Source organism: Streptomyces sp. ISL-98, from assembly GCF_018614055.1.
In the GTDB taxonomy this organism is placed as follows: domain Bacteria; phylum Actinomycetota; class Actinomycetes; order Streptomycetales; family Streptomycetaceae; genus Streptomyces; species Streptomyces spiramyceticus.
In genome coordinates this window covers 85594-106902 of the sequence record NZ_JAGGPB010000048.1, presented here as the reverse complement: position 1 = coordinate 106902, position 21309 = coordinate 85594, and the positions used below count along the sequence as shown (strand labels likewise).

General features: G+C 67.7%; 22 protein-coding genes. 6 read left to right on the top strand and 16 right to left on the bottom strand.

Features of this window, described 5'->3' with window-relative positions; all coding sequences use genetic code 11:
• Positions 1 to 31 precede the first annotated feature (31 nt).
• Positions 32 to 1183: a toll/interleukin-1 receptor domain-containing protein gene (locus tag J7I98_RS29995; RefSeq protein WP_214928175.1), complete on the bottom strand. Its 1152-nt coding sequence runs from the start codon at positions 1181 to 1183 to the stop codon at positions 32 to 34.
• A 586-nt stretch (positions 1184 to 1769) separates the two neighbouring features.
• Between J7I98_RS29995 and J7I98_RS29990 the strand changes: the two genes are divergently transcribed.
• The 3 genes from J7I98_RS29990 (at position 1770) to J7I98_RS43025 (ending at position 4050) form a co-directional block, all read left to right on the top strand.
• A complete protein-coding gene (locus tag J7I98_RS29990; RefSeq protein ID WP_214928174.1) occupies positions 1770 to 2354 on the top strand; it encodes a hypothetical protein in 585 nt (194 codons plus the stop codon).
• Between the two features lie 539 nt (positions 2355 to 2893).
• Positions 2894 to 3178 carry a hypothetical protein gene (locus tag J7I98_RS29985; RefSeq protein ID WP_214928173.1) on the top strand — a complete coding sequence of 95 codons (285 nt, stop codon included), beginning with the start codon at positions 2894 to 2896 and terminating at the stop codon, positions 3176 to 3178.
• 557 nt (positions 3179 to 3735) lie between these two features.
• Positions 3736 to 4050, top strand: a complete 315-nt coding sequence (locus J7I98_RS43025; RefSeq protein WP_374225189.1) for an HAD family hydrolase — start codon at positions 3736 to 3738, stop codon at positions 4048 to 4050.
• Here J7I98_RS43025 and J7I98_RS29975 read toward each other — a convergent pair.
• The 6 genes from J7I98_RS29975 to J7I98_RS29950 all read right to left on the bottom strand — a co-directional run bounded on the left by J7I98_RS29975 (position 4029) and on the right by J7I98_RS29950 (position 6753).
• Positions 4029 to 4871 (bottom strand): NAD(P)-dependent oxidoreductase, encoded by an 843-nt coding sequence (locus tag J7I98_RS29975; protein ID WP_214928172.1) that lies wholly within the window; start codon positions 4869 to 4871, stop codon positions 4029 to 4031. The two genes, J7I98_RS43025 and J7I98_RS29975, sit on opposite strands and share 22 nt — an antisense overlap.
• Positions 4868 to 5314: a guanylate kinase gene (locus J7I98_RS29970; RefSeq protein ID WP_214928171.1), complete on the bottom strand. Its 447-nt coding sequence runs from the start codon at positions 5312 to 5314 to the stop codon at positions 4868 to 4870. Before J7I98_RS29970 ends, J7I98_RS29975 begins: the two co-directional genes overlap by 4 nt.
• 137 nt (positions 5315 to 5451) lie before the next feature.
• Positions 5452 to 5598 carry a hypothetical protein gene (locus tag J7I98_RS41475; RefSeq protein ID WP_251021405.1) on the bottom strand — a complete coding sequence of 49 codons (147 nt, stop codon included), beginning with the start codon at positions 5596 to 5598 and terminating at the stop codon, positions 5452 to 5454.
• A 228-nt stretch (positions 5599 to 5826) separates the two neighbouring features.
• Positions 5827 to 5970: a hypothetical protein gene (locus J7I98_RS29960; protein ID WP_214928170.1), complete on the bottom strand. Its 144-nt coding sequence runs from the start codon at positions 5968 to 5970 to the stop codon at positions 5827 to 5829.
• A gap of 44 nt (positions 5971 to 6014) precedes the next feature.
• Positions 6015 to 6518 (bottom strand): hypothetical protein, encoded by a 504-nt coding sequence (locus J7I98_RS29955; protein WP_214928169.1) that lies wholly within the window; start codon positions 6516 to 6518, stop codon positions 6015 to 6017.
• Positions 6519 to 6600: 82 nt separating this feature from the next.
• Complete coding sequence (locus J7I98_RS29950; RefSeq protein WP_214928168.1) at positions 6601 to 6753, bottom strand: hypothetical protein; 153 nt, start codon at positions 6751 to 6753, stop codon at positions 6601 to 6603.
• A 713-nt stretch (positions 6754 to 7466) separates the two neighbouring features.
• On the opposite strand from J7I98_RS29950, the gene J7I98_RS29945 reads away from it, so the two are divergent.
• Together J7I98_RS29945 and J7I98_RS29940 are read left to right on the top strand one after the other, a co-directional pair.
• Entirely contained in the window at positions 7467 to 8924 is a 1458-nt protein-coding gene (locus tag J7I98_RS29945) for a helix-turn-helix domain-containing protein (protein ID WP_214928167.1), read from the top strand.
• Positions 8925 to 8935: 11 nt separating this feature from the next.
• Positions 8936 to 9421, top strand: a complete 486-nt coding sequence (locus J7I98_RS29940; protein ID WP_214928166.1) for a hypothetical protein — start codon at positions 8936 to 8938, stop codon at positions 9419 to 9421.
• A gap of 234 nt (positions 9422 to 9655) precedes the next feature.
• Here the strand turns inward: J7I98_RS29940 and J7I98_RS29935 are convergent, their stop codons facing one another.
• From J7I98_RS29935 to J7I98_RS29915, 5 genes are all read right to left on the bottom strand, one after another.
• Positions 9656 to 10867, bottom strand: a complete 1212-nt coding sequence (locus J7I98_RS29935; protein WP_214928165.1) for an NlpC/P60 family protein — start codon at positions 10865 to 10867, stop codon at positions 9656 to 9658.
• 168 nt (positions 10868 to 11035) lie between these two features.
• Entirely contained in the window at positions 11036 to 13732 is a 2697-nt protein-coding gene (locus tag J7I98_RS42345) for a PQQ-binding-like beta-propeller repeat protein (protein WP_214928164.1), read from the bottom strand.
• A 75-nt stretch (positions 13733 to 13807) separates the two neighbouring features.
• Entirely contained in the window at positions 13808 to 14086 is a 279-nt protein-coding gene (locus tag J7I98_RS29925) for a hypothetical protein (protein WP_214928163.1), read from the bottom strand.
• An 18-nt stretch (positions 14087 to 14104) separates the two neighbouring features.
• Positions 14105 to 14833, bottom strand: a complete 729-nt coding sequence (locus J7I98_RS29920) for a TetR/AcrR family transcriptional regulator (RefSeq protein WP_214928162.1) — start codon at positions 14831 to 14833, stop codon at positions 14105 to 14107.
• Positions 14834 to 14884: 51 nt separating this feature from the next.
• Entirely contained in the window at positions 14885 to 15814 is a 930-nt protein-coding gene (locus J7I98_RS29915; protein ID WP_214928161.1) for a diiron oxygenase, read from the bottom strand.
• A 167-nt stretch (positions 15815 to 15981) separates the two neighbouring features.
• Between J7I98_RS29915 and J7I98_RS29910 the strand changes: the two genes are divergently transcribed.
• A complete protein-coding gene (locus J7I98_RS29910; protein WP_214928160.1) occupies positions 15982 to 17079 on the top strand; it encodes a ferritin-like domain-containing protein in 1098 nt (365 codons plus the stop codon).
• 4 nt (positions 17080 to 17083) lie between these two features.
• On the opposite strand, the gene J7I98_RS29905 is transcribed toward J7I98_RS29910, so the two are convergent.
• The 4 genes from J7I98_RS29905 to J7I98_RS29890 all read right to left on the bottom strand — a co-directional run bounded on the left by J7I98_RS29905 (position 17084) and on the right by J7I98_RS29890 (position 21177).
• Entirely contained in the window at positions 17084 to 17557 is a 474-nt protein-coding gene (locus J7I98_RS29905) for a DUF3291 domain-containing protein (protein ID WP_214928159.1), read from the bottom strand.
• Positions 17558 to 17707: 150 nt separating this feature from the next.
• Positions 17708 to 19165 carry a penicillin-binding transpeptidase domain-containing protein gene (locus J7I98_RS29900; protein ID WP_214928158.1) on the bottom strand — a complete coding sequence of 486 codons (1458 nt, stop codon included), beginning with the start codon at positions 19163 to 19165 and terminating at the stop codon, positions 17708 to 17710.
• The gene (locus J7I98_RS29895; protein ID WP_214928157.1) at positions 19162 to 20547 is read right to left on the bottom strand and encodes an FtsW/RodA/SpoVE family cell cycle protein; all 1386 of its coding nucleotides are present in this window, start codon (positions 20545 to 20547) and stop codon (positions 19162 to 19164) included. Before J7I98_RS29895 ends, J7I98_RS29900 begins: the two co-directional genes overlap by 4 nt.
• 135 nt (positions 20548 to 20682) lie before the next feature.
• The gene (locus J7I98_RS29890; protein WP_214928156.1) at positions 20683 to 21177 is read right to left on the bottom strand and encodes an SH3 domain-containing protein; all 495 of its coding nucleotides are present in this window, start codon (positions 21175 to 21177) and stop codon (positions 20683 to 20685) included.
• Positions 21178 to 21309: the final 132 nt, after the last annotated feature.

The following is a 21309-nucleotide window of genomic DNA, read 5'->3' as shown; positions in this document are numbered from 1 at the left end:
CATTTACGGGACAGCCCTTAGCTTGCCCCCGTCAACCGATTGGAGGGCCCTCATGTGCTTCGCCAGCCTCAGCTACCGGTTGACCAAGCTCGTCAATCATCCGCCCCCACTCCTCGATGAGGGTCTGTCCGTCGATCACCTGTTGTGCAGCAGTCTGAATTGAGTTCATCAGAGGCCGCAGGGCTCGACTTCCAGAGGCCATAACTCTCGCCCCATCACTGACACTCTGCAAGTTCGGGACGGCTTCGCGCGCCGCTACGATCATCCCCATTAGTTGAGTGAAAAATTCGCGTGCCGTTTCCTCTTCTTCTTGAGTGACCTCACCCTCACTGATCATTCGAATAATCGTGATGATTCCCGGATCGATTCTGGATAGCTCTGCCGAATACCTCCCCCCGAGCTCCGACATCTTGGCAACTGGTTCACCCAGATCGGCCGCCAGCTCGTTAGTCACCCGCAAACGACCGGCGAAGCCTCCGCCGCGATCATCGGATTGCTGCATCAGAGCCGCCGAGTTTAGCGTCTTCTGATTGAGCGATTCAAGAACCTCGCCGAACTCCTGCACCGTCTCCGCCCACTCAGGGAGCGATACTTCCATTTCGGCGAGCGAGTCAAGGAAACCGGGCTGATCGACCTCTGTGTCATTCGAGGGGATTACGATGGGACCGCTAGCAGGCGGTGTCTCCAGAATCCCTTTCAAGCGCAGAGCGAGGTCATTGACCGCTTGACGGTACTCTGGGGAGTGTTCGTCTTCGAGACGAAGCTGACGCCAATCCACCCACTGGCGTCGCGCGATCAGTTGAACAACCTCGTCGCTAGAGTCCCCCTCGGTCAGTTGAGGAACATTCACATAGTGAATCGGAAGGATTAGGTCGTCAAGGCCGAGGCTTGCAGCGTGACTACTGAAGGTAATGATTTCGCGTCGACACTCCTGACTCTTAAGGAATTTCGGAGTGACGATTGGGATTAGAAAAGTTGTACTAGTGAGAGCGGAATCCAGGCGTGCACGCCACTGTTCACCCCAGGCGATGGAGTTATTGTCCACGAATACGTGGAGCTCATCACCTGTCGTAATCTCGAATGCGTGCGCGATGGCCTCGGCGAGGCGCCGAATGCGCCCCCCGTCAAGGTGGTCGTCGCGGTGGGTGTAGCTCCAAAACCCGGCGGGCCCAATGGCGTTCATGGCGCCGCATCTTATTCGACTCCACATGATTGATCATGGCCCCATAAGCTTCCGGCGAGTCGGGCAGTCTGTGGACCTGCCCGGTAAAGCACGACGTTGGGACCATGATCTTGCAGGCTCGCCCCAAAGTGGCTGCCTAGAGCCTGGAGCGGACCGCCCCAGTCACAGAGAGTGTCTCCCCCCTCATGCCCGCGCCGTGCGCGGGCCTTGATGAAGTAGAGAAAGTTCTACCGCACTCGGGCAGTGACGGTTTTCAAGACCAGTCCACCTACGGTCCCAGCAATGCGCTGACCTCGACAGACGGGCCGCGTCGCACTCTTCACCGGCCTTTCTGGCCAGAGGTTGGCCGCGATGGCCCGCGTAGCGGACCCTTACCCCCTCAATGCGAACTCCAGGTGAGCTGGTCGCTGAGGCGTCTCGGGTGCCTCCCCGCGTCCTGGCGAGCCAGGCTCCCGTCGAGACATACCGGGCCGCCGGATGGTCGCAGGTGATGACGCGAGCAGAGCGCAGCCGTCGGGCTTCTCCAGTTGCCAGCAGAGATCACAGACTCGACCATGAATGAGAGGCGTGAGGTAGGTGAGGCGTCATGGGCCTGCACATCTCCTGGGGAAAGTGCCCGCACTCTCCTCCCGAGCCGCCGCCGCCCGCGTTGCGCTGGCACGACCCGGGGCCCTTCGGCCTGACACCCGCTCGGCAGTCGATGTCCGGCGGAGCGGGCGCCCTCCTGGCAGGCTTTTCCACCGCACTCGTCGGAGTCATTGCTCAGGCTCCGGACAAAATCCGCTACTCGGGCTGGGCTTTGCTTCTCCTCACTCTCGCCGCAATGGCATTCGTCGCCTGCGTGCAATGTGGGTTCAATGCGCGCGCTCGCATGTACTCACACGCGGAGATCACGGAATGGCGCCCACTTCCGTGGACTGAAGATGAAGCCCAGAGTCTTCATAACGACCAGGAAGTGGAAGCAAAAACGGGGCGCAGATGGGAGCAGGCCGCCGAGTGGACATATCACTTCGGAATCATATTGCTGGCAGCTGGCATCGCTCTCGTACTTATACCCATGGGAGACTCGCAAGAGAACCAGCCCCGCTGGGTAGCTGCGTACGCGACCATGGCAGGCGGGTTCGTGAAGTTTCTCACCTACATAATAGGCTGGTGCAAAGACAGGAAGTGAGATAAGCCATGACTGACCGCGAGTCTCGGAGTACGCGGGCGCAGAATAGACAGGTACCCACAAAGGAAGAACGGCGGAAGGCTCGTGCGGCAGCAAAGGCGACGCGTCGACCCTTGAAACTCAAGGGCATAACCAAAGCGATCCGGCAAGGGCAACGTTGCAAAGACCATGGAGCGACGCACTGTAAGGAGTGTCCGAAGAAGGGACGCTCGCGGCGGCGGTCCAGGGCTATCAATCTGGAGCTAGCGCCCGCCTAACAACGGCTAATAATCCAAGAAACCAAGCGTGTTGTCGGGTCGGCGCTACGGGCAGGGAGGGATTTCGCCAGCGAGAGGGCGCAGTTCCGGCTTCCGCTGACGCCCTGGCAGCGCTTGACGAGGTAGGGAAAGTTCTACCGCGTTGGCTCCGTGACGGCCTATTGAGTTCTCCGGGTGCAGGCATAACTGCACCATAGCCACTCACACCGGCAAATCTTACTGAACGGCGCAAAATGGGCACATGATCGTCGATCCAGTACGACGTCCGGAGCGGAGATCCAAATGACCACACAGACTCTCGGTAGCGGCAGTACCACGAGTGCGGAAAACTTCTGGTACATCCTCGGATGGATCGCGTTCGGGGCGTCTTATTTCGCGAAGGTCCCCACCAAGAAGGCACTGTGCGAATACGGGCTCGTTGAAATGACTACGGCGGAGAGGTTTTGGTACGTCGTGATGAACATCGCCTTTGGCTCCGGGTACTTCGCCAAGGTCATCACGAAGAAAGCTCTCTCTGAAGTCGAACGAGCAGGCACAGGCAGTCAGCCATGGATAGCAAGGGGATGAGTCACAGTCCGTAGCTCTAGCGAGATCGGTCAGTGACGGTTGGCGCGTGGCGGGCAGTTCACCCCATCGGCTTTGACGTGTCAGACAGCGGCGCCTCCAGGCGTGTTGCACCGGATCGCGAGCAGCTCCAGCTGCACACGCGGTAGCTACTGAGGAGGTCTGAGGCAGGCCTCGCGTATCCTTCGCCGGGTGCAACGGCTCGCTCTCTTCGACCTGGACAACACGCTGATCGACAGGCAGGGCGGCTTGGTCGATTGGGCCCGTAGCTTCAGCGCGTCTCGCGCACTGCCTCCCCATGCGCAACGCCTGATTATCGATGTGCTTCGCGAGAGGGCGTACCCGGCCGACTTCGAGCGACTCAAGGATTCCCTCGGCCTCACCGAGCGGGTCGCCTCACTGTGGGGCGATTACGTCGTGGGTATGGCTGCCCGCGCTCGTTGTCGAGTGGGGGTGCTCAGTGACCTCAGCAAAATGCGGGCGGCTGGCTGGACGATCGCGGTTGTTTCACGAATGGAGCGACTGACATACAGACGGCGAAGCTGGAGGCAGCCGGGCTCGTGTCGCTGCTGGATGCCGTGTGCATCTCCGAGGAAGTCGGAGCGCGGAAGCCGTCCGTGGCGATATTCAACGTAGCGGCTGTCCGTTGTGGCGTCCGCCTTGCCGAGGGCGGGTGGATGGTGGGTGACAACCCCAAGACGGATGTCGAGGGGGGCCGGTCTGCGGGGCTGCGGACAGCATGGATCTCGGCCGGACGGCGGTGGCCGACTGATGCCCGCAGCCCCGATTTGAGGGCGGCGGACGTCTCAGCCGCGATCGGATCCCTGCTGGAGTGGGATGCACATTCCGATGCTTACCGCTCCGAGGCCTCGTGAAGCTGTGCGAGCGCCTCGCTCAAATCGAGCGGCCGATCTCTGGACATCGCCCACCGTTCCATGACTGCGGCGGAGGCCTGTGCCAGTTCGGCCGGCAGGCCTGCTTCGTACAGGGCGCTCTCAGCTTCACGCATCTCCGGTGCCCATCGCCACGCCCGTGCGGCGACCTTTGGGATGTACGCCGCCTCAGCGAGGTAGCTGCCCGTGCGGTCCTTCGCGACCTCTAGGAGTTCTTCTTCCAATCCGTGGTCGCTGGCAAGAGCGTAGGCGACAGCTGCGAGCATTCGACTGGACTTCTGGTAGCTGCTGTAGGCCAGCTTCAGTGCCGATGCCTTGCCGATCCCCCCGGCCAAGGGACGGGTTTGCACGGACGTCCCCTCGAAAAGCAGAGCGACGGACTCCAAGGCAGATTCTGGGCCGGACAAGTACATCCGGGGAGTCTTCGACGCTGAGGGCGGCGAGCCGATGACCGAGCCGTCAACAACGGCAGTGCCTGTACGCAGCAGGAGACCGCTGATGCGCGCCATACGGGCCGGGGAAATTGCGTTGCCCTCGATGTAGACCCCAGAGAAAGACTCTGAGGCAACAGCGGCTGCTACGTCTTCTGCGTTGGCTGGTGGGCAGAGACTGAGGATGATGTCGCAACGTCGGGACATCTCCCCGAGGTCACGCACGGGCGTGAGCCCATACCGCAGAGCCCTATCCTTGGTTGCTGCGCTCCGCCCCTCTGGGCACCAAAGGACTTCCGCCCCTCGTTCCCTTGCCTGTGCCGCAACGGCGGCACCCATGCTTCCGGGGTGCAAGATGCCCAGTGTCGTCATCCGACCAGTTTCCTGATGTTTCGTACTTCGGGCAGCGTCCCGACTGTGAGGGCGCCGTTGATGTTGCGGGCGGCCTGCGCTGGGGTGAGCCGATGGGTCTCGATGACGAGCGGCCATGGTTCGCCTGCGTGATCCAAGAGGTCCTGCCTGGTCTCGTGCCAGACCTTGAGCCGCACGTCTACGTCCTTGTCGCCGCGTCCTTTGCAGCGCTCCTCCGTGACCGCTTGAGGGCACCAGAGGAGGACCTTCGCCCACCGAATCGGGAACGCTCCGATGGCGCTCGCACCAGCGACCTGGCCCATGTGCAGCACGGGAATCCGACCGCCCTCCACTAGGTCGGACACCCCGCGTTGGTCAATGGCGTACTCGGCGTCGTACCGAGCATTGCGATACAGCAGCTCTCCCGCCTGCGAGAGCTCTTCGATGTGCTCACAGGTGGTCATTCGGTATCCAGTGGTCCGACCGGGACCGGCTTTGAGCCGCTGGAAGAGCGTGTACTCGGGGCGGAGGCACGCCAGTTCGGCCGTAACCGTGTCCTTCTCTGAGCCGGGAGGCCCATACAGGATCACGCCGGAAGGTGTCACAGGTCGCCTCCGCTAAGTACGTCCTTCGCCTCATCGACCATGGCCACGGCAGCGCCGAGCCGGAGCTGGACGGCGGATACGTCGACGCCGACTGCGCGGGCGCCGAGGGTTGCGATGTGTGCGAGGTTGTCGCCCTGCCGCACCCGAGGTCCAGGACCTCGGCGCCGGGGCCGTTGCCGAGGGCTTCGGCGCCGGGTCCGTGGTCGGGGTACTGGGTCCAGTTGAACCAGGTGGTGGCGCCGGCGGCGTTGGCGGGCGGGCGAGGTTTGACGCGCAGGGCGTAGTCGTCCCAGGCGGTGGTGGTCATGGGGTCTCCGGGCAGACAGGGGCCCCGGTCGCTGGCCGTGCGACCGGGGCCTGGTCGGGCGGGCTCAGTCGGTGGTGGGCAGCTGGTAGACGAAGCTGCGGAACCGAGGAGGCTCTTCGCCTTTGGGTGTCCGCTGCTTGGCCTCTTCCTGCTGCTCACGCACGAACTTCACGAGTTCCGCGTACCGGGGGTCTGTCCACTCCGTCATGGTGTGTCCTCCCATCCGGTAGCAGGGTACGCGCGGGGTTGCGGTCAAGCAGCTGTGCCAGGCAGGCACTCCGGCTTGGGGCCCGGCTTGATGGTGCAGTTCGGCGCGTGCTGGCAATTGGCGCTCACCTCGATAAGCGTGACGTCAGGCGGTGCCACCCACAGCTCACGGTCGACACTGAACCGGGCGGTCTCGATGGCGGCCATGGTCCGGTCGATGAACTCGGGGCCGTACCGACCGGCGTCCGGAAGCTCGGGGTAGTAGTGGACGAACCCGCCGCCGAGCCGATCGCATAGGCGGCCGTACAGGTCGGTGTGCAGGATGAGGGCGTGCCAACCCTCATCGACGATTCGGGACGGGGCGATGCCCTTGGCCCCCTCCGCCGCCACGGCGACGAACTTGATCGCCTCCAGCGTGATGCGGTCGGCGACGGCCGGAGCCATGTCGGGGTTGTCCTTCTGGACGGTGGCGGAGACGCCGGCGAACTCTGCGGGGGTCAGGTACGACCGGGCGTCTCGTACTGCGGACGCCGTACTGGTGGTACTCATAGTGGTGTTCTCCCGTTCTCTGGATGGGATGGACGTCCGCCTCGGCCGGGGTTCCTGGCCGGATGCATCGGCCGGGGCGGGGTCAGTCGGGCGGCCGCCTATGGCAGTCGCAGTCGCAGCGCAGCGTCTCGACGGGCAGCGCTATACCGGGCAGCCGGACGTCGCCGGGGCCGTGGCAGAGCTCGCACGCGTCGGCGCGGCATTCCGGCGTCTTGTACGTGGGTCTGCTGGGCACGGTGGTAGCGGTCACTGTGACTCGCCCGCCCTGCGCGGCCATGACGTGCGCGTCGGCCAGTGGTAGTGATCAGCGCGCCTGTGGTTCGGCTCCAGGGTGCAGCGCAGAGGCCGGCCGGACTGCGGGATCCAGCAGACGTGAGTCATCTGCACGCGCCGCACGGTCTGTACGGCGCTCACGACCCGTACCTCGCGGCGTTGGCGGCAGCAGCCTCGCGGCACGACTCGCACGCCAAGGTCTGCATCGGCGGGCCCGAATTCGTCTCGCCCCACAGTGCGTCGAGCTCAGTATCGGTAGGGCCGTTGTGCCACTCGCACCAGTCCTGAGGGACACCCATACCGGAGGCTTCGGGCGGCGCCTTCACCGGCTGGCCTCACAACGCCGGCACGTGCATTTGTCGCTGTCGTTGAGGGATTTCGGCAGCCGCTCGGGGTCGCCCTGCGGAACTGTCACCGTCGGCCCGACGTCACGCCGTTGCCCGTCGGCCGCTACCCGGTAAACCTTGATCGTCATCGTCATTGCTACGTCTCTTCCGACCCTCGGTATCTGTACTGGTCGCCCGGGGCGCTCCTCGGCTCCGGTCGCTCTTGTAGCGTCGACCGATCCGGTCAACTGCGGTATGACCGACGGGGGTTACCGAACCGGTAATACACTCGTTGCAGCTCCTGCAAGGTGCGCCCGCGTACATAAGATCGCTCCGGAAGTCGGCCCACATGGATGCCACCACCCCCGGCCCGCTCAACCCCGACGTACTCGACAGAGACGACGTCCGACGAGCCCTCGCTGAGCATGACTTCGCTGCCGCCTTCACCCTGATCAAGAAGTGGGGCGGCCTGTCGCAGAACCGGATCGGGGCGGCCTGCCAGCTCACCCCCGGCAAGGTGTCAACGATCATTAGCGGGGCGCAACGGGTCACGTCCTTCGAAGTGGTCTGCCGCATCGCCGACGGGTTACGCATCCCCGGCAGCCTGCTCGGGCTCGCTCCCCGACCGTGGGAGAAAACCACCGAGCCACCGGTCGTTCACCCGCCGATGCCGTCGGGTGAACGACCAGCCACAGACGACATTCCGTGGCGCCCCGACGCCACCGTCGATCTTGCCTCGCACCTGACTGGAAAAGATCTCGTGATGGACCGACGCGCGATGACTCGCGCACTAGCTGGAGCAACTGTCACCGGTGCTTCCCTGCTCGATTCCCTGGAAGGGTGGCTGCAGCCCGCCGCCGCGGTTCCGAGGCCACGCCGCCGGGGGCGCCTTGGCATGACCGAAATCAGCGAACTGGAGACGACGGCACGAGCGTTCCGACAGTGGGACCACCGCTTCGGCGGCGGCCTGCGCCGAAAGGCCGTACTGGGGCAGCTGAACGAGGTGTCGGCGAACCTCGACGAGCACCAGGCGCCGGACGTCGAAGCGCGCCTGTACCGGATCATGGCTCAACTCGCCGGAACCGCAGCCACGATGTCATGGGACTCCGGACTGCAGAGCCGCGCGCAGGACTACTACCGCCTCGCGCTGCGTGCCGCACATGCCGGGGGCGACGCTGTGTTCGGCGCGAACGTTCTCGCCGGGATGGCTCGGCAGATGCTCTACCGCGATCGGCCTGACGACGCGCTGCAGCTCATCAACCTTGCCCAAGAAGGCGCCCGCGACGTCATCGGGTCATGCGTTCGGGCGATGCTTCACACCCGCGAGGCATGGGCGTACGCAGCGCAGGGCAGGACTGCCGGCTTTCAACGAGCGACGGCGCGGGCCACCGAGGCGCTCGCCGCAGCAGTGCCGGGCGAGCAAGAGCCGTACTGGATTGCCTACTTCGACGAGGCAGAGCTCGCCGGGGTCACAGGGGGCAGACTCCTCGACATGGCCCGGCAGGACCCGCATCGGCACGCCGAACGAGCCGCCGCAGAGATCCGCTGTGCACTCGCTGCTCGCGGCCCCGAGGCCGGCCGTTCCCACGCACTTGACCGTATCGGCCTCGCCGAGTGCCGATTCCTCGCGGGAGACATCGCAGGGGGCGCAGAGGAGGCCCGACGGGCGGTCGGCGCTGCGCGGCGCACACAGTCCGGCCGGGTGCGCACGCAGCTTGGGCAGCTCTACCAGTACACCGTGGGGCACAGCGAGTCGCGAACGGTACGCAAGGCGCGCGATAGTATCCGCGACCTGCTGTCGAGCTAGGGAGGGGCCGCATGGTGACACTGGCCGTAACCGGTCACATGGATCTGACCGACGAGAGCGTGCCGCTTGTGAAAGCAGCCCTGCGCGAGCTGTTCCAGCCGTACCGCGAGGATCTCGTCGGCGTCTCGTGCATCGCAGCCGGCGCAGACTCGCTGTTTGCCGAGGCGGTTGTCGAGGCGGGCGGTCGGCTCGTCGTCGTGCTGCCCTCCCAGGACTACCGGCAAGCGAAGGTGAAGCCCGATCACGCCGAACTGTTCGACCGGCTGCACGCGGCTGCCGACGAGGTCCTCATCATGCCGCACGAGACCGCGAACCGGCAGGCATACGAGACGGCGAACGCGGTCTTGCTTGAGCGGGCAGACCGACTCGTCGCGGTGTGGAATGGCTCCCCTCCGTCAGCCAAGGGCGGCGGTACGGCGGATGTCGTGGTTGACGCGCGCGCGGCCGGTCTGCCGGTTGACGTCGTGTGGCCGGAGGGTGCCGAACGTCGGGCCTGACCCGAACGCACGAAACCGCCCCTGACCCGGCCGTAGCCGGAACAGGGGCGCGGTGCATCACGATCGGGCTACGTCGGCAGGTAGCCCGATCGCGCTGCGGCACTTCTACACGTCAGCCCTCTTGTACTGCGGCGAGAACATCAAAGCCGTGAGCGAGTACCTGGGGCACAGTGCGGAAGTCGGCACGTCGACGTAGCCCTAGCAGGGACCGGGCCTGGGGGCGGCGCCGGGTACTCACGCCCTCGGCGCCGCCTCCACCCCGTACCCCCGGTCCGACCCGATCGACGCACCGCCCGGGAGCCTCGGCGGGCTGTACGTCGCCAGTGCCCTCAGGCGCGGGTCGGGGCGGACCGCGCCCAGCACGGGATTCGCCGCGATCGGGGAGACCTTGACGCGGGCGCCGGGGCGAGGTGCCTGGATCACCCGGCCCTTGCCGAGGTAGATCGCCACATGCGTGGCCTTGGGGAAGTAGATCACCAGGTCACCGGGGCGCAGCTCCTTCAGCGAAACCTTCGGCAGCTGCCGCCACTGCTCCTGGCTCGTCCGTGGAATCTCACGCCCCGCATGCGCCCACGCCTGCGAGGTGAGCCCCGAGCAGTCGAAGGAGCGCGGCCCCTCCGCGCCCCACACATAGGGCTTGCCGATCTGCCGGGCGGCGTACGCCAGTGCCGCCCGGCCCAGCCGCGAAGGCTTCCGCGCGTTGGCCGACGCCGGGCTGCCGAGCGCCCCCGAGGTCAGCAGTTCACGCTGCGCCTCACCCGTCACTCGCGCCTCCAGCAGCGCGATCTCGGCGAGCTGATCCTGGGTCAGCGAAGCCAGCAGCCTCTCCACCTCGGACAGCCGCGCGCGCACCGCGTCCTGCTGGTTCTTCTGCTGCCGGGCCAGCGTCTGCTGCCGGGCGAGCGCGTACCGCTCTCTCGTCGCCAGCGCGTCGGCCTGCTTCTCGCCGCTCTCCAGCCGGGCGATGGTCGCGGCCCGGTCGGCCGCGGCCCGCTGGAGTACGTGTCCTTGGGACAGCGCACGATCCGGGTTCTTCGCCAGCAGCAGCCGCAGGTAGGGGGAGAGGCCGGTACGCCCCTGGTACTGCTCGCGCGCCAGCCGCCCCGCCGCACTCCGGCTTGCGGCGAGATCGGTCCGGGCCTTGGAGAGACCGGCGGTCACTGTCCTGACCTCGCCGAGCTGTTCCCTGATGGTTTCCTGAGTCGCCTTGTACGCCTCACTGGCCTCCTCGGCCCTCTGGTACAGCTTCTGGAGTTCGGTCAACAGCTCCGCGACGGTCGGCTCGGCGGACAGAGATTCGGCCGGCAGGGACTCGGCCGGCAGCGGCTCGGCGGGCGGCGTGGGCATGGCCGGTACACCTGCGGCGGATGGTGCCGGTACCGCCGCGATCACCGTTGCGGCAGCCAGGGCCACCGTACAGACGGACCGGGAAAGCTTGCCTGACACGTCATCACCTCCGGTTTCGCGGCCGGAAGCTCCGGCCTACTGGCGATGATGTGCAGGCATGCGAGCGGGGCGGATGGTGAGTGGTCGGGTTGGGCCAACGCCGTCACCCGTGCAGGGCCAATTCGCGACGCCACCGGCGTGGCGCCGCGTGCCCCCACCCGCCCCCTGTCAGTCGAGAGGCAGCGCGTAGAAGTTGCGGCCCCGCCACAGGACGGCTGTGCTGCCGGAGGTCTGTGCCCGGTACGAGGCCGGGTTACCGGGGTCCTCGGCGCCCGCGTCCTGGAACTTCCACAGGCGTCGGCCGTCGCGCGCGTTGATCGCGGTGGCCTGCGTGTCGTTCAGGGCGAAGACGGTACGGCCGCTGCCGCTCAGGACGACCGAGGGCGTGGAACGGCCCGGGTACTCCGTGTCGCGCTTCCACTGCTCGGTGCCGGTCGCCGTGTCGACGGCGTACACCTCGTTGCGGCTGTCGGCGACGTACAGCGTCTTGCCGCTCACGACGCCATGGCTGAAGCGGCCGGAGGTGTTCTTGAGCTTCCAGAGCTTCTTGCCCTTGCGCGTGTCGTACGCCTGCAAGTCGTCGTCCACCGCTGCGTACAGCTGCCCCGACGTGTCGTCCGTCGTGTCCGCGCCCTCACGCACCCCGTCGAAGTACTTCTGCCACAGCGTCTTGCCGCTCTTGCGGTCGATGAGGACGAAGGACGACCTGCCCTTGGCCTTCTTCTTCTGGGCCGGGGTCAGGGAGTCCGCCTCCTGGCGCAGGAGCAGACTGTCGGGGCGGATGCCGACCGCTTCGTAACGGGGGAAGGGGCCGGAATGTACGTCCGCCATTTCGGACCGCCACAGTTCCTTGCGCGCGGCCATGTCGTACGCGAAGAGGTAGACGCGCGTACGCGTCACCTTCTCGGTCTTCTTGCCCTTCTTCTTTACGTCGGCCGTCTCGATCCTTCCCGCGAACCAGGCCACGGGGCCGTCCACGGCCAGTTTCGCCCCGAGGGTGAACTCGCCGTCCTCTCCCTTGGTCAGCAGCGGGCCGTACGGGAGACGGTGCTTGACCTGCCCGTCCTTCGCGGACAGCCACACGAAATCGGTGCGGGTGATGACGAAGCAGTGGGTGTCGTCGGCGGCTTCGGGCCTGTACCCGGTGCCTGCGGCCTTCTGCGCCCAGAGGCGGCGGCCGGTACGCAGGTCCAGTGCGGTGGTCTGCTCCTCGCCAGGGATCAGCAGCAGCTTGTCGCGCCAGATGCGGGCGGAGGGACCGCCCGAGGTGAGCTCGACAGGGTGCCGGTAGTGCCAGAGAGGGGTCGGAGCCATGCCGGGCAGCGGCTTCTTGGCGGCGGCGGGCTTGGCGTCGGGGGATGCGGGCGGGGTGTCCTCACCGCCGGCGAGGGCCAGCGCACCGCCGCCGCCGATCACGAGCCCGGCGGCGCCGGCCGCGATCGCGGCGAAGAGGCCGCGTCGGCTGAGGCCGCCGAGGCCGTTGCCGACCGGAGCGGTGGCGGTGCGGGTGGATGGCAGGGCCGGAAGCTGCGGTGGCTGTGCGGGAGCGGTGGGTGGGAGGGCGAGTGCGGTGGCGGGGTGCGTGAGGGCCGGCCCCGAACGGGCTTGGGGGTCCCCCCGGACGAAGTCTGGGGGAGTGTCCTCGAACGCCGGACGGGCTGAAATACCCAGCCCCTCCGGCGGAACATTCAGCCCCTGGGGGTCCCCCCGGACGAAGTCTGGGGGAGTTTGAGGAGCGGGGTCCGGGGCGGAGCCCCCACTTGGCGGCAGCCGCAAATTGTCACTGCGGGAAGGGGCGGGTAGGGGAAGAACTCGCTCCCCACGCCCGCCACGCAGTGCCCCCGCACGGATAACCACGGTCGCGCCCGACCTCACGTCACCACCGGCACCCGCACCCGAGTCGGCACCCGCACCCGAGTCGGCACCCGCACCTGAGTCAGCACCGGCACCCAAGTCACCACCGGCACCGGAGCCCGCCCCCAGCCCCATCACCCGTCCCGCCTGTTCCGCCAGCGCCGTCAGCAGGCCGTCCGGGAGCCAGCCTGTGCGGGCCATCGCCGCCGCGCCCTCCAGGGCCAGATCCGCGGCCACCGTGCCTGGCGTCGGCCGGTCCTCCGGTGACTTCGACAGGCACCGGGCGATCAGCGGACGCAACTCCTCCGGAACCGCGGCCAGTTCGGGATCGGCGTGGGCGATGCGGTCGGCGGCCGCGTCCTGCGGGCCCGCCGCCAGCGGGGTCGCGCCCGTCGCGGCGTACGCCAGAAGCAGGCCGAGTACGAAGATGTCGGACGCGGGGCCGGGCTCCTGGCCCGCCACCTGCTCCGGCGTGAGGTAGTCGAGGCGTACGGACAACTGGCCGCCGGGCCCAGCTTCGGCGGCCGTCGCCGCACCCAGCGCACCGAACGCGGTCAGGCGCGGCCCGTCGGAGGCCAGCAGCACGGTGTCCGCGGCGAGGCCGTGGAGCACGGCGCCGGTGGCGTGCGCCCGGGAGAGGGTCTCGGCGAGGCCCGCACCAAGGATGCGTACCGTCCGCTCCGGCAGCGGCCCGGCGAGCGCGATCGCCTCGCCCAGGGTCAGCGCGGGCACGTACCCGCTCGCCGTCCACAGTTCGGGCCCCTCGGTACGGGAGCCGAGCTGCGCCTCCACCCAGCCGCCGGCCAGCCGTTCGGCAGTCTGCGCCTCCGCCTGGAAACGGCGCCGGAAGGCGGGCGACCCCGCGAGCGCGGGCCGGGCGACCGACACCACGGCCGGGGCACCGTCAGGAGCGTGCGCGAAGTACTGCACGGCGCTCGCGGTCTCGCGCAGGCGCAACAGCGTGGCGTACGGCCCGATTCGGCGTGGATCGTCCTGACGCAGCGCTTCCAAGGCGCACCCCCCGTGGTCACCGTGCCGGGGCCGCTCCTTCGTCCACAGCGGCCACATCCGGCACAACAGCCGATCTTATGGTGTGCCGTCGGGCTTCGACCAGGGCCACCTCGGCCGGTGACGACGCTCGCGCCCGTCCGGCGCGTATTCGTACTTCCAGCCGCGCTGGAGCCCGAGCCGCTTGGTGTGACCGGCGGGGACGCGGAGGTAGGCGTGCACGGTCGGCGGCCCGCCGGCGTCGTCCGGCACCGGCACCTCGTACCACTTCGGCGGGTGTCCGGTCGGCCCGACGAGGACCGGCAGCACGCGCCCGTCCAGGGGTCCGCCCACGAAGGGCGTGTTCTCGCTTCTCACCCCGTCAGTCTTACAGGGTCACAGGAGGTGGGCCGCCTCCGCGATCACCGGCAGCACGCGTCGTGCCAGCACCCCTGCCGAGCCGTCCGCCGTCTCGGTCGCCAGCGCGGCCCTCGTGACGGCCGCCGCCTGCGCGTCCGTGGCCGCGGTCGCGGTGAGCAGGGCGACGAAGTGGTCGACGAGCCAGTCCCGGAGCTCACCGACCGGCGGCTGCTTGCCCTCGTCGAGCCAGATGAGGGAGGCCGCCTCGACCGCCGTGATCCAGGTGCGGACCATCATCCGCAGCCGGGGTCCCGCCGTCCCCGCGACGTCGAGATGCGTCAGGATGTGCTCGGCCGCGGCCCGGCGCACCCCGTCGACGGTCGCGGTCGTACGGGAGGTCTCGGCGACGCTGCCGCCCTGGAGCAGTGCGCTGAACCCGGTGTCGTGCTCGTCGACGAAGCTGAGATAGCGGTCCAGGGCGCGGATGAGGCGCCGGGTGAGGGGCCCGGTCTGCGGTTCGGCGAAGCACAGCTTGAGTTCGTCGGCGGCGGAGCCGAGCGCGGCCTCGTACAACTGCTGCTTGCCGCCGGGGAAGTAGCGGTAGACGAGCGGCCGTGACACCCCGGCCGCCTCCGCCACGTCGTCCAGCGAGACGTCCTCGGGCGCCCGGTGTGCGAAAAGCGACAGGGCGGCGCCGAGGAGCTGGCTGCGACGCTCCTCGACACTGAGCCTGCGGTACGCGGGGGACGCTGCTGCCGGGGTCATGTCCGCAGCGTATCCCCGCGTTTGGACGGTTTGCGGTGTGCGGTCCGCGGCTTACGCGAGGAGGCCGGAACTCTTCCAGAGCCTGCGGCCGACGCCCTGCAGAACGCCGATGTCGTCCAGGAAGTCGGTGAGCCGCTTGGCGCCGCTCTGCATGACCTCGGCGCGGTGGCCGCTCGCCTTGACCTGGGCGACGGCCTCGCGGCGGTCGAGGCCGACGTTGTCGTACACCTTCGGGTTCACGAAACAGGTGGAGAAGACGCGCGCGGCCTCGCCGCAGCTGACCCGGGTGAGCTCCCGCTCCCAGAGCGGCGCGGTCACCATCTGGCGGCGCAACTCCTCGCGGGCGTACCGGACATGGCGTGCTTCCTCGACCACATGGATACGGGTGACGCCGCGCACCAGCGTCTGCACACGCTCGTCGGGGAACGTCAGCCGCTGCATCCAGTCGAGGATCTCCTCGCCGAGCAGCGTCGCCGCGAACGACCCGGGCGTGGTCGAGACGGTCTTCAGGACGCGGGCGAGGTTGTGGTAGAGCCTCGGCACCGGATACGACGGTGCGCCGGCCTTCTGGATCATCTTGGCGAACATCATCGAGTGCCGGCACTCGTCGGCGATCTCGGTGAGGGCGTATCGGACGTGGTTGCTGGTCAGCGACTTGTCGTAGATGTGCCTGACCAGCAGCTGCATCAGGATGATCTCGAACCAGATGCCGAGCGAGGCGAGCGAGGCGGCTTCGTGCCGGGCGAGGTCCATGCGCTGGTCCTCGGACATCTTGTGCCAGAGCGGAGTGTCGTAGAGCGATACGAGCTCGGGCGGCCAGAACCACTTGCCGTCCTCGACCGGGGCGGCCCAGTCGAGTTCGGTCTCGGGGTCGAACGAGTGCTTGGCGGATGACTCCAGCAGGCGCTCGGCGACCTGCTCACGGTCCTTGAGGAGGCCGAGTGCGTCCCTGAGTACGTCGCGTTCGGTCACTGTCGTCATGGCGGGGGGGCACCTCACGAGTGGGTTACCTGGGGTCACGACTTATGAGACTGCTTGTCAGCAAGGCAGTCAATCCCTCGTGCACGACTTGTTGACCCGCTGTCTACCAACGTGTGAGTCTGCCAACTGTCCGTCCTGTTAAGGGATATGCGGCAAGGGAGACGTCAATGTCGACGTACGAGCTCTACACCACGGCCCCGTCGGACCCCCTGTGGCAGGTGCCGGCCTCCGGCGCGGCCCGCTTCAGCTGGGAGTACGACGAAGGGCGCGCCCGCCTCCTGGCCCTCTACCAGAAGGGCAAGGACAAGCAGTGGGACGGCGCCACCCGCATCGACTGGGACGTCGAGGTCGACCCGTACGACCCGCTCGGCACCCCCGACGACGCGCTGAGCCTCTACGGGACCCGCCACTGGGCCAAGATGACCGAGAAGGACAAGGGCGTGCTGCGCCGCCACTACACGTCCTGGCAGTTCAGCCAGTTCCTGCACGGCGAGCAGGGCGCCATGGTGTGTGCGGCGCGGATCGTCGAGTCCGTCCCCGACCTGGACGCGAAGCTGTACTCGGCGACGCAGACGATGGACGAGGCCAGACACGCGGAGATCTACAGCCGCTTCCTGCACGAAAAGGTCGGGATGCTCTACCCGGTCAACGACAGTCTCCAGAGCCTCCTGGGCGACACCCTCCGCGACTCCCGCTGGGACATGCCGTACCTGGGCATGCAGGTCCTCATCGAGGGCCTCGCACTCGCCGCCTTCGGCATGATCCGCGATACGACGGACAAGCCGCTGCCGAAGCAGATCCTGGCGTACATCATGCAGGACGAGGCCAGACACGTGGCCTTCGGGCGGATGGCGCTGCGCGACTACTACAAGCAGCTGAGCGACGCCGAACTGCGCGAGCGCGAGGAATTCGTCATCGAGGGCTGCTACTTGATGCGCGACCGGCTGCGGGGCGTCGAGGTGCTGGAGAACTTCGGCGTGACGAAGAAGGAGGCCGAGGAGTACACGGAGCAGTCCGAATTCCTGCACCTCTTCCGGAAGCTGCTGTTCAGCCGGATCGTGCCGTGCGTGAAGGACATCGGCCTGTGGGGCCCGCGCCTCCAGAAGGCGTACGTCGACATGGGCGTCTTCGAGATGGGCAATTCCAACCTGGACCTCCTCATGACCCAGGACGAGGAGATCGCCGAACAGCTCGACAAGGAGCGCTTCGAGGCGGAGGAGCGGGAGCGGCTCGTGGAGATCGAGGAGGCGATCGCGCAGGCGTGACGGCTCAGCGCGTCTGCGCGGCGGCGGGCGGCGGGAACGACGTACGCAGCGTGAACGCATGCGGCGTCGGCCCGTGTTCGCGCAGGTGGAGGAGCGCCGTTTCGGCGTCCCGCAACGTCGGGCGGCTGCCTGCCTCCACCCACCACAGTGCGGTCATGGCCTCGTGCACGTGCTCGAACCACTCGCGACGCCGCGCCATGATCTCCCGGTGCCGACCCTGGTACATGTAGGCGGTCAGGGCGTCGGTGTCCCGCCACACCGACATATTGGCCAGCAGCCACTCGTCCCCGAAGATCTGCAGCTCGGTCGCGTTGCCGGCGTCGCTCTGGAGCCGCCAGACGAAGCCGTCGGCGGCGTCGGCGTCGGCGTTGACGGAGTCGAGGGCGTCGACGAAGTCCTTGAACTCGGGTGAGTCCAATGGGAACTTCATGCGGGATATGTTGACTTGGGCTAGTTCGTGAGTGGTGGTTATGGCCATGCGGGCAGAGTAATGATCTCCTCGGCGGGGCCGGGAGGGCGTTTCGCGGACCGAGACCCAGGGCGAGGCCGCTGCGCGGTGCCTGTTCCCCGGGTAGGGGAACTGCGCCGCAGGCAACCCGCACCCGTACCCCGCCCGCACCGCACCCACTCACCCACCCAACGCCGCCCCCATCACCCCCCGAGCGATCGGCGCCGCGCTTCCGCCGCCGCTGATGTCCCCGCGATCCGCAGACGCGTCCTCGACGACCACCGCCACCGCGACCCCCGCCGGCCCCGCACCTGCCTCCTGCGCCCAGGAGATGAACCAGGCATACGGCGTACCGGTGTTGTCCGTGCCGTGCTGCGCCGTGCCCGTCTTGCCGCCGACCCTGGCCCCGGTGATCGCCGCGTTCGTGCCCGTGCCCTTCTCGACGACGTCCACCATCATCTGCTGCAGCAGCCCCGCAGTGCCAGGGCTCATCACCTGGTGCAGGGTCTCCTGGTCGGTCCGCGAGACGACATCGCCGTCCGCCTGCGTCGCCGTGTCGACCAGATACGGCGCCTTGAGGTCACCGCCATTGGCGACCGCCGCCGCGACCATCGCCATCTGGAGCGGCGTCGCCCTCGTGTCGTACTGGCCGATGGCGGACAGCGCGAGCTGGTCGTCGGTCATGCTGGTGTCGAAGTTGCTCTTGGACACCCGCGAAGGGATCTTCAGCCCGCTGTCGTTGAAGCCGAACTTCCGCACCGTGTCGAGCATTCCCGCCATCCCCACCTTCACCCCCAGGTTCGCCATCACCGTGTTGCAGGAGAACCTGATCGCGAACGCCAGCGACGCGTTCCCGCAGCCGCTCACCTCGTTGGGGAGCACGGTGTTCGTGTGGGGCAGCACATACGGATCGGGCGTCTTCGTCGGCGCGTCGATGTCCGTCACCTCACCGGATTCGAGCGCCGCCGCCGCCGTCACGATCTTGAAGGTGGAGCCGGGCGGGTACGTCTGCCGGATGGCCCGGTTGAGCATCGGCTGATCCGGCGAGCCGTTCAGCCGCGACCAGGCGTCCGTGACCGCCTTCCCGGTCCCGGACAGCTGCTCCGGATCGTATGAAGGGCTGCTCACCAGCGCCAGGATCTTCCCGGAGTACGGCTCGATCGCGGCCACCGCGCCCTTCCTCCCGCCGAGCCCCTTGTACGCCGCCCGCTGGACCGCGCCCTTGATGGTGGTGACGGCGTGGCCGCCGGGCTGCTGGGAGCGGGTGATCTCGTTCCACAGGGGGAGCGGGGCCAGCATGGGATCGGTGCCGGAGAGGACGTCGTCCTCGGCGTTCTCGATGAGGGTCGTGCCGTACGTCTGCGAGGCGTAGCCGGTGACCGGTGCGTACAACGGCCCGTGCAGATAGGTCCGTTCGTACCGCAGCTGCTCGCCCGTGTCCTTCGACCCGGTGACCGGCTTCCCGTCGACGATGATGTTCCCGCGCACCTGCTGGTAGCGGGTAATGGTCTGGCGGCGGTTGGCGGGATTGTCGTTCAGCGACTCCGCCTCGAAGACCTGGATGCGGGCAGCGTTGACCAGCAGCGCGACGAGCAGCAGCAGACAGAGACCGGCGGCGCGGCGGATGTAGCGGATCACTTGCCGTCCTCCACGGTCACGACGGGCGCGATGACTCCCGTCTCGACGTGCTCGGGGCGCGGACTGCGGGCCGAGTCGCTGACCCGGATCAGCAGCGCCACGATGATCCAGTTGGTGACGACGGAGGAACCGCCCTGCGCCAGGAACGGCATCGCCATGCCGGTCAGCGGGATCAGCCCCATCACGCCGCCCGCGATGACGAACACCTGGAGGGCGAGGATCGAGGCGAGGCCGATCGCCAGCAGTCGGCCGAACGGGTCGCGCAGGGCGAGGCCCGCCCGGTAGCCGCGGGCCACGAGCAGCGCGTACAGCAGGAAGATCGCGGTGAGTCCGGACAGGCCGAGCTCCTCGCCCGCCGTCGCCAGGATGAAGTCGGACTTGGCGGCGAAGCCGATGAGGATGGAGTGGCCGAGGCCGAGCCCGGAGCCGAGCGTGCCGCCGGCCGCGAACGCGAAGAGCGACTGGGCCAGTTGGCCGGGGCCCTCGCCCGCGTCGATGGAGGCGAAGGGGTTCAGCCAGTCCTCGACGCGGCTGTTGACGTGCGGTTCGAGCGAGCCGACGACGAACGCGCCGACGGCCGCGAGGAGGAGCCCGACCGCGATCCAGCCGGTGCGGCCGGTGGCGACGTACAGCATGATCACGAAGAGGCCGAAGAAGAGCAGCGAGGTGCCGAGATCGCGCTCCAGGACGAGTACGCCGACGCTGAGCAGCCAGATCGCGACGATCGGGCCCAGGACGCGGCCGGTGGGGAGCTGGAGCTTCCAGAACTTGCGGCCGGTGTAGGCGAGGGCGTTGCGGTTCGCGGCGAGGTAGGCCGCGAAGAAGACCGCGAGAAGGATCTTGGCGAACTCGCCGGGCTGGAAGGAGAGGCCGCCGATCCGGATCCAGATCTTCGCGCCGTTCACGGCGGGGAAGAAGATCGGCACCATCATCAGGACCAGTGCGGCGGCGACGGAGATGTACGCGTAGCGCTGGAGGATGCGGTGGTCGCGCAGCAGGATCACGACTCCGATGAAGAGCGCGACGCCGAGGGTGGACCAGATGAGCTGGGTGGGCGCCGCCTGGTCCTTCGGGGTCTCCAGGTCGAGGCGGTAGATCAGCACCAGGCCGAGGCCGTTGAGGAGGACCGCGATGGGCAGGAGCAGCGGGTCGGCGTACGGGGCGCGGAAGCGTACGCCGAGATGGGCGAGGAGCGCGAGGACGCCGAGGCCCGCGCCGTAGCCGGCGACGTCGGGCGGCACGGCGCTGTTCTTGGCGAGGCCGACGGCGACATAGCCGTACACGGAGATGAGGACGGCGCAGACGAGGAGCGAGAGTTCGACGCCGCGCCGCTTGGGGAGGCGTACGCCGGGCGGGGGAGCATCCGTCGTCGTTGCGGTCATGTCGGGCAACGTAGCAAGCAGGCGGGCCGTATGTCCGTATATGTACGCTCACGCCCGAGGAGTTCGGTGACGGCTTCGCTGTGGAGTGAGTGCCGGACTCCTCGGGACGTGGGTGGAAGGGTTGTGTCCGCGGCCTCAGCACCAGCGCGGAGCGCGCCCGATGTTCTCGATGTACTTCGCCGAGCCCCAGGCCCAGGTGCCGTCGGTCAGCAGGTACCAGTGGTTGTTGCCCTTCACCTTGCCGCCGGTGGTCTTGCAGAAAATGTGGACGATTGCGCCATGCCGCTTGAAGCCGATGACCCGGCTGCTACGGGTGGGCTTGTCGCGCAGGATCAGCCCCTTCTTGGCGGTCACGCGGCCCTTGTACAGGCGGCGGCTCTCGATCTCGGTCTGAGGCTCTGCCTGGGGCTCGGCCTGAGCCTCGGTCTGCGGCTCGGTCTGCGGCTCGGCCTCGGGCTCGGCCCAGGGATCGGTCTGGGGCTCGGGCTGGGTCTGGCTCTGGGGCTGGGCGGGATCGGCCGCGCCGGGCACAGGGTCCGCGGCGAGTGCCGGACCCGCGGCGGTCATTGCAGCCACGGCGCCGGCCGCGGCGTACAGGCCGACCCTGCGGAGGGGAGAACGCACAGACATGCTGCCTCCATGGGAGGTGGGGGGCCTCCGCCACGGCTGACTGTGGCGAAGAGCGGCGGAGGCTCCGGTCCGTGACTGACTGACTGGCGAACTGGTCCTCAACTCGCGCGATTCACGCTAAATGCGACACAC